Below are 7163 nucleotides of genomic sequence, written 5' to 3'. Positions count from 1 at the left end.
GGGGTCTCCCGAAGGGGGAGGAACAGTGTTGGGCGAAGACGTCGAATCACTGGGGACCTGGGGGGTTCTGTGCAACGGGGGGAATTAGTCGACCCTTTTCCGTCTGCGCGCGGAGGTCTGGCCAGCAGAACGATCAGCCGGGCCACGATCGACTGGGAGCAGCGCTACAGACGCACGGTGATCATCACCGACACCCTGACCACCGCTTTCGTGGTGGCGTCGATCGGCAACTTCTTCGGAGCCCGGGACGCGGCCAACTGGCATGAGAAATGGGTGATCCTGGCCTTCGGCACCGAACTGCTGGTGCTGGGAGCGCTCGCGGTGAGCCGCGCCTGGGCCCCGGCCGTACTGGGCCAGGGCGCCGAGGAGTTCCGCCGGCTCGGCCGCTCGCTCTTCGCGGCGGCCGTCGTGCTGGCACTCGGCGGGATCGCCCTGACCTCGCGCAACATCAAGCTCTGGATCTTCGTCGCGATTCCCGCGATCGCGATCCTCACCATGATCGCGCGGTACCTGCTGCGTCTGCGGCTGCACAGGCAGCGCATCGAGGGACGGTGCCTCAGACCGGTGCTCGCGGCCGGGAGCCCGGACACCGTGCGCGACCTGATCGCCCGCTCCCGCAAGTTCCCGCACCTCGGCTGGCGGGTGGACGCGGTCTGCACGACGGACGGACTCGGGCCCGACGGCGACCACCTGGACGGTGTGCCGGTCGTCGGCCGGCTGTCGGACGTCGCGGGCCACGTCCGCCGCGACGGCTACCGGGTCGTCGCGATCACCCCGGACCCGCACTGGTCACCGGACCGGCTGCAGCGGCTGGCCTGGAACCTCGAAGGCAGCGACGCCGAGATGGTCGTAGCCCCCGTGCTGATGGAGGTGGCCGGCCCGCGGCTGCACGTCGACGCGGTGCTCGGCATCCCGCTGCTGCGGGTCAGCATGCCGGCCTTCACCGGCGGCCGCCGGGTGGTCAAGGGGGTCGTCGACCGGCTGGGCGCGGCGGTCCTGCTGCTGCTCCTCGCGCCGCTGATGGTGCTGGTCGGGCTGCTCGTGCTGCTGGACAGCCGGGGCGGCGCCCTCTACCGGCAGCGCCGGGTCGGCAAGGACGGCCGCGAGTTCACCATCTTCAAGTTCCGCACCATGGTCGCCGGGGCCGACCGGGCCCGCGCCGCGCTCGCCGGCCGCAACGAGGGCGCGGGGCTGCTGTTCAAGCTCCGCCGCGACCCGCGGGTGACCCGGGTGGGAGCGGTGCTGCGCCGCTACTCCCTGGACGAACTCCCGCAGCTCTTCAACGTACTGACCGGGTCGATGTCGCTCGTCGGCCCGCGCCCCCCGCTGCCGGAGGAGTCCGCCGCCTACGGCCCGGACATCCGGCGGCGGCTGCTGGTCAAGCCAGGCCTCACCGGCCTGTGGCAGATCAGCGGACGCAGCGACCTGCCGTGGGAGGAGGCGGTCCGCCTCGACCTGCGGTACGTGGAGGACTGGTCGCTCGCCCTGGACACGGTGATCTTGTGGAAGACGCTGCGCGCGGTGCTCTACGGCCACGGGGCCTACTGATGTGGGGGAAGCGCCGCCTCGGCGGCGCACGGACGGCGGGCCGCCGTGGCCTGCCCGGGGGGAGGGACGGGTCATGAGAGTCAGTGTCTTCGGGCTCGGCTACGTGGGCTGCGTGTCGGCCGCGTGCCTGGCCAGCATGGGACACGAGGTCATCGGGGTGGACGTCAACCAGGTCAAGGTCGACCTGGTCAACGACGGCAAGGCCCCGGTGGTGGAGGAACGTATCGGCGAACTGATCGCCGAGGTCGTGCGGACCGGCGCGCTGCGCGCCACCGACGACGTCCGCGAGGCCGTCATGAACAGCGAGGTGTCGCTGGTCTGCGTGGGCACGCCGTCGGAGCCCAACGGCAGCCTGTGCACCACCTACCTGGAGCGGGTCACCGAGCAGATCGGCGCCGCGCTGGCCGAGCGGGGCGGGCGGCACACCGTCGTCTTCCGCTCCACCATGCTCCCGGGCACCTGCCTGAACCTGCTCGTGCCGATCCTGGAGAAGTACGTCGGCGGCACGGCCGGGGTGGACGTCGGGGTCGCGGTCAACCCCGAGTTCCTGCGCGAGGGCACCAGCGTGCGGGACTTCTTCGATCCGCCCAAGACCGTCATCGGCGAACTCGACCGGGCCAGCGGCGACGCGGTCGCGGCGCTGTACGAGGGCCTGCCCGGCGAGGTGTTCCGGGTGCCGGTCCCGACCGCCGAGGCGATCAAGTACGCGGACAACGCCTTCCACGGCCTCAAGATCGGCTTCGCGAACGAGCTGGGCGCGGTGTGCCAGGCCCTCGGGGTCGACTCGCACCAGGTGATCGATGTGTTCCTGGCCGACCGCAAGCTGAACATCAGCCCCGCCTACCTGCGGCCCGGCTTCGCCTTCGGCGGCTCCTGCCTGCCCAAGGACCTGCGCAGCCTGGTCCACGCGGCGCAGCGCGCCGACGTCTCGGTGCCCATCCTCGCCCATGTGCTGCCCTCCAACTCCGCCCATCTGCAACGCGCGGTGGAGCTGGTCGAGCGCACCGGCAGGCGCCGGGTGGGGATGTTCGGGCTGTCCTTCAAACCCGGCACCGACGACCTGCGCGAGAGCCCGCTCGTCGAACTGGCGGAACGTCTCTTCGGCAAGGGGTACGACCTGAAGATCTACGACGCCAACGTCAGCCTCTCCCGGCTGCTCGGCGCGAACCGCGAGTACATCGAGAACCGGCTGCCGCACCTCGCGCACCTGCTCGCCGACTCCGTCGACGACGTCCTCGACCACGCCGAGGTGTGCCTGATCGGCACCAAGGACCCGGCCGTCCTGTCGGCGCTGCCCCACGGCGACGGCGGACCGCTGCTCATCGATCTCGTCCACCTTCCCGACGCCGAGGCGCGCCGGACCGAACCGGGGTACATGGGCCTTGCTTGGTAACGGATCGTCCGGCGGCACACCGTCCGGCGGCACCTCGCACGACGCCGCCGGTGGCGGCATCGCCGGCGGCGGCCGGCCGGACCGGCGCGCGCTGATCCTGGTGGAGAACCTCTCGGTGCCCTTCGACCGGCGGGTGTGGCAGGAGTGCACCACGCTGCGCGACGCGGGCTGGGAGGTGCACGTCATCTGCCCCCGCGGGACCAAGCGGGACACCGAACCGGAGGCGGTCGTCGACGGGGTGCGGATCCACCGCTACCCGCTGCGCGCGGCCACCGGGGGACCGGCCGGCTACCTGCGGGAGTACGGCTCGGCGCTGTGGCACACGGCCCGGCTGGCCCGCAGGGTCGGCCCGGTCGACGTGGTCCACGCCTGCAACCCGCCCGACCTGCTGTTCCTGCCCGCGCTGTGGCTCAAGCGGCGCGGCGCGCGGTTCGTCTTCGACCAGCACGACCTGGTGCCCGAGCTGTACCTCTCGCGCTTCGGCCGCGGCGAGGACCTGCTCTACCGCGGCGTGCGCGCGCTGGAACGCATGACCTACCGGGCCGCGGACGTCGTGCTCGCCACGAACGAGAGCTACCGCGACGTCGCCGTGCGCCGCGGCGGGAAGCGCCCCGAGGACGTCTTCGTGGTGCGCAGCGCGCCGCAGACCGACCGCTTCCGGCCGGTGCCGCCCGAACCGGAGCTGAAGCGCGGCAAGCCCCATCTGCTGTGCTACCTCGGCGTCATGGGCCCCCAGGACGGCGTCGACTACGCCCTGCGGGCCCTGGCGAAACTGCGCGACGAACTCGGACGCACCGACTGGCACGCGGTGTTCGTCGGCTCCGGCGACGCCTTCGACGCGATGGTGGAGCTGTCCGGGCGGCTCGGGCTCTCCGATCAGGTCGAGTTCACCGGCCGCATCCCGGACGCCGACCTGGTGCGGTACCTGTCCACCGCGGACGTGTGCCTGTCGCCCGACCCGTGCAACCCGCTCAACGACGTGTCGACCATGAACAAGGTCCTGGAGTACATGGCCATGGGCCGGCCGATCGTCTCCTTCGACCTGCGGGAGGCGCGGGTCTCCGCCGGTGACGCCGCCCTCTACGCGTCCGCCGACGACGAGGCCGAGTTCGCCAAGCTCGTCACGGTGCTGCTGGACGACCCGGAGAAGCGGGCCCGCATGGGCCGGACCGGCCAGGAGCGGATCGGCGGGGAGCTCTCCTGGCGCAACTCCCAGCGGTCGCTGCTCGCCGCCTACGCCGCCGCCTGCCGCGACCGCGGCCCGGCGCCTGCGAAGGGCCCCCGAAGCACAGGGAAGAGGCAGCACCGTTGAACGACGAGACCATACGCCTGATCACGATCGGGCGGATCCTCCGCCGGCGCCGGCGACTGCTCGCCCTCCTCACCCTGGTGGGCGCGCTCGTCGGCCTCGGCGCCTCGGTGGTGTTCCCGCCGAGGTACACGGCCTCGGCGTCGGTACTGCTGCCGGGGCAGTGGGAGGAGCGCGAACTGCTGACCCAGGCGGAGATCGCGACCAGCTCGGTCGTGGTCGACCGCGCGGCCGCCGCACTCGGCTGGCGGGGCGTCAGCGGCGGGGACCTCAAGGACCGGGTGAGCGCCCGGGCCGCCGACGGCAACATCATCAAGATCTCCGGCACGGCCGGTACCCCGGAGCGCGCGCAGCAGCTCTCCGACCGGATGGCCCAGCAGTTCGTCACGTTCGCCGCCCGGATCGCGGGCGACAGCACCGACTCCGCGCAGACCACGGGCCCCGAGGCACTGCGGGAGCAGGTCGAGGAGACCAACCGCCGCATCTCCGACCTGGCCGAGGCGGCCGACCCGGGGCGGACCGTGGAGAGCGTGCAGGCCCGCACCGCGCTCGCGAACCTGCGCACCGCGCTGGAAGAGGCCATGGAGAAACTGGACCAGGCCGACCCGGCGAGCAACGTGGCCGGGATGGTCGTCATGGGGCCCGCGGCCCGGCCGAACGGCGAGGCGCCGCCCACCCGGGTGCAGCTCGTCGTCGGCGGGGCGCTGCTGTTCTTCCTGCTCACCGTCATCGGTCACCTCACCGCCGCCCGCATGAACCGCCGCCTGCGCACCGAGACGGAGATCGCCGCGGCGCTCGGCTCGGCGCTGCTGGGCACCGTCGACGTCCCCGGCGAACCGCCCGCGCAGCGCCCGCGGGGCCGTGGCGCGCGGGCCCGGATCCGCCGGCTCCTGGGCGTCGACACCCGCTGGGACGTGCCCGACCCGCAGTTGTCCGGCGACGAGGCCGGCAGACGGATCCGCTACCGGCGGGTGTGCGCCCGCCTGCGGGACCGGCTGCCCGCGCCGCGACGGCTGCTGGTCGTCGTACCGGACGGCGACGGGCCCGCCCGCCGCGCCGCCGGACAGCTCGTCACCGAGGCCGGGGGCGACCCGCTGCTGCGGGTGGTCGAGGTCCCGGTGTCCCAGCCGATGGTGCCGGACCGCGGCACCATTCCTCGGCGCGGGCAGCTGGACCGCCGCGGAACTCACCGGCGTCGCCGAGGCGTGCGCGGACGCCGGGCACGAGGTCGTGGGCGTGGTCGTGGCCGGCACGGTCCGCGAGCGCCCCGCGCGCCCGACCGCCCCTCCCGCGGACGGCGCCGCCCCGGCCCTCGCGGCCCGCGGCCGGTCGACGGGGGGTCCGGCATGACGACGACGGGCACGACTCCACCGCCGCCGGCGGCCACCCCGCTCCTCGACCTGCACGCCCTGGTGGTGGCGGTGCGCAGGCGCCGCCGCCTCTGGAGCTCCCTGGCGGTCCTGGGACTGCTGCTGGGAGCGGCGGTCGCGGTCCTGCTGCCACCGCCGCCCACCGCGACGGTCAAGGTCCTGGTCGTCCACGAGGACGACCAGCCCAACGACACCGGCACGCTGATCCGCACCGACGTCGCGCTGCTGGGCACCACGCGGATCGCCGGCAACGCCCTGAAGTCCCTCAACTCCCCGGAGGATCCCGAGGACTTCATGGAGGACTACCGGGGCACCGGCCTCACCAACAATCTGCTGCAGATCGAGGTGACGGGTGAGGACGACGCGCAGGCGGTGGCCCGCGCGGGGGCACTGGCCGACGCCTTCGTCGCGGACCACGTACGGCGGATGCGGCAGACCGCGGCGGCCGAGGCCAAGGCGCTGCTCGACCAGCGCGACCGCATGCGCGACGAACTCGCGCAGGTCAACGAGGCGATCGGCGACCGGTCGCCGGAGAGCGACCCGCAGGCATCGGCGAGCATCGAGTCGCTCTACGCCCGCCGGGCCCTGCTCAACTCGCGGATCGCCGACTTCGACCAGCGCGCCGCGGACGCGCGCACCGGCACACCCAAGATCATCGCCGGTACGCAGATCGTGGACGCCCCGCGCGCGGTGCGGCACTCCCTGCCCAAGGCCGCCGCCACCAACGGCGCGATCGGGCTCGTCCTCGGGCTCGTCCTCGGGCTCATGGTGGCCGCGATCGGCACGGTGGTGGCGGACCGCCCCGTCCTGCGCCGGGAGATCGCGGCGAACCTGGGCGCCTCCGTCATCGCGGAACTGTCCGCCACCTCCCGCCGGCCGTCCTGGCCGTGGCGGCGCCGGCGCACCCGCCTGGCGCACGAACGGCTCACCGCGACCCTGGCCCGCGCCGTGCGCGGCTCCACGGAACCGGTGTCCCTGCTGGAGCTGGGCTGCGCGCGCACCACCGGCGCGCTCGCCCTGGACGTCGCCGGGGCGCTCACGGCGGAGGGCCCGGTGGCCGTCGTCGACGGGCTGCCGCGTCCGCGGCTCGCCGACAGCCGCCGCAAGCCCCGCGACGTGAGCGTGGTCGCCGGTGAGCACGCCGCGGCCGTGCCGCTCACGACCCGCCGGATCGGCGTCGGCTCGGTCGCCCCCGGCACCGCGTGGACCGACCTGCACCACCTCGGCGGCCAGACCGTGCTGGTCGTACGGGCCGGGCACGGCAGCGCCGCCTGGCTGCACACCGTGGCACGGCAACTCGCCGACCAGCGCATCCCGGTGATCGGCGTGGTGCTGGTCGATCCCGATCCGCGTGACCGGACCGACGGCACGCTGTGGGACGGGCAGCGCACCGCGCTGCGCGGCCACTACGAGTGGGCGGCCCGGCAGAACGGTACGGGTACCTCCCACGCCGTTCAGGCCGTGGGGGACGGCCGCCCGCGCACGGAACGGCCGCCGAGGCCGGCCGTACGGGTCCCGGACAGCGACCAGGAGGCCAGGTAGA

Annotated in this window: 4 protein-coding genes and 1 pseudogene; all 5 read left to right on the top strand. The window is 73.7% G+C overall.

Going from position 1 to position 7163, the window contains the following annotated elements; all coding sequences use genetic code 11:
* The first annotated feature begins 69 nt into the window (after positions 1 to 69).
* The 5 genes and pseudogenes from FGF04_RS12170 to FGF04_RS12150 all read left to right on the top strand — a co-directional run bounded on the left by FGF04_RS12170 (position 70) and on the right by FGF04_RS12150 (position 7162).
* Positions 70 to 1548 (top strand): sugar transferase, encoded by a 1479-nt coding sequence (locus tag FGF04_RS12170; RefSeq protein ID WP_149511309.1) that lies wholly within the window; start codon positions 70 to 72, stop codon positions 1546 to 1548.
* Between the two features lie 73 nt (positions 1549 to 1621).
* Positions 1622 to 2941, top strand: a complete 1320-nt coding sequence (locus FGF04_RS12165; RefSeq protein WP_149511308.1) for a nucleotide sugar dehydrogenase — start codon at positions 1622 to 1624, stop codon at positions 2939 to 2941.
* Positions 2942 to 2999: 58 nt separating this feature from the next.
* A complete protein-coding gene (locus tag FGF04_RS12160) occupies positions 3000 to 4253 on the top strand; it encodes a glycosyltransferase family 4 protein (RefSeq protein ID WP_149511341.1) in 1254 nt (417 codons plus the stop codon).
* Positions 4250 to 5600, top strand: a pseudogene (locus FGF04_RS12155) (Wzz/FepE/Etk N-terminal domain-containing protein). Before FGF04_RS12160 ends, FGF04_RS12155 begins: the two are co-directional and overlap by 4 nt.
* Complete coding sequence (locus FGF04_RS12150; RefSeq protein ID WP_149511307.1) at positions 5597 to 7162, top strand: Wzz/FepE/Etk N-terminal domain-containing protein; 1566 nt, start codon at positions 5597 to 5599, stop codon at positions 7160 to 7162. Before FGF04_RS12155 ends, FGF04_RS12150 begins: the two are co-directional and overlap by 4 nt.
* Position 7163: the final 1 nt, after the last annotated feature.

It is taken from the genome of Streptomyces apricus, from assembly GCF_008369065.1.
GTDB lineage: Bacteria > Actinomycetota > Actinomycetes > Streptomycetales > Streptomycetaceae > Streptomyces > Streptomyces apricus.
Note: the sequence above shows the minus strand (reverse complement) of the source record. Positions and strands in the feature narration are given on the sequence as shown.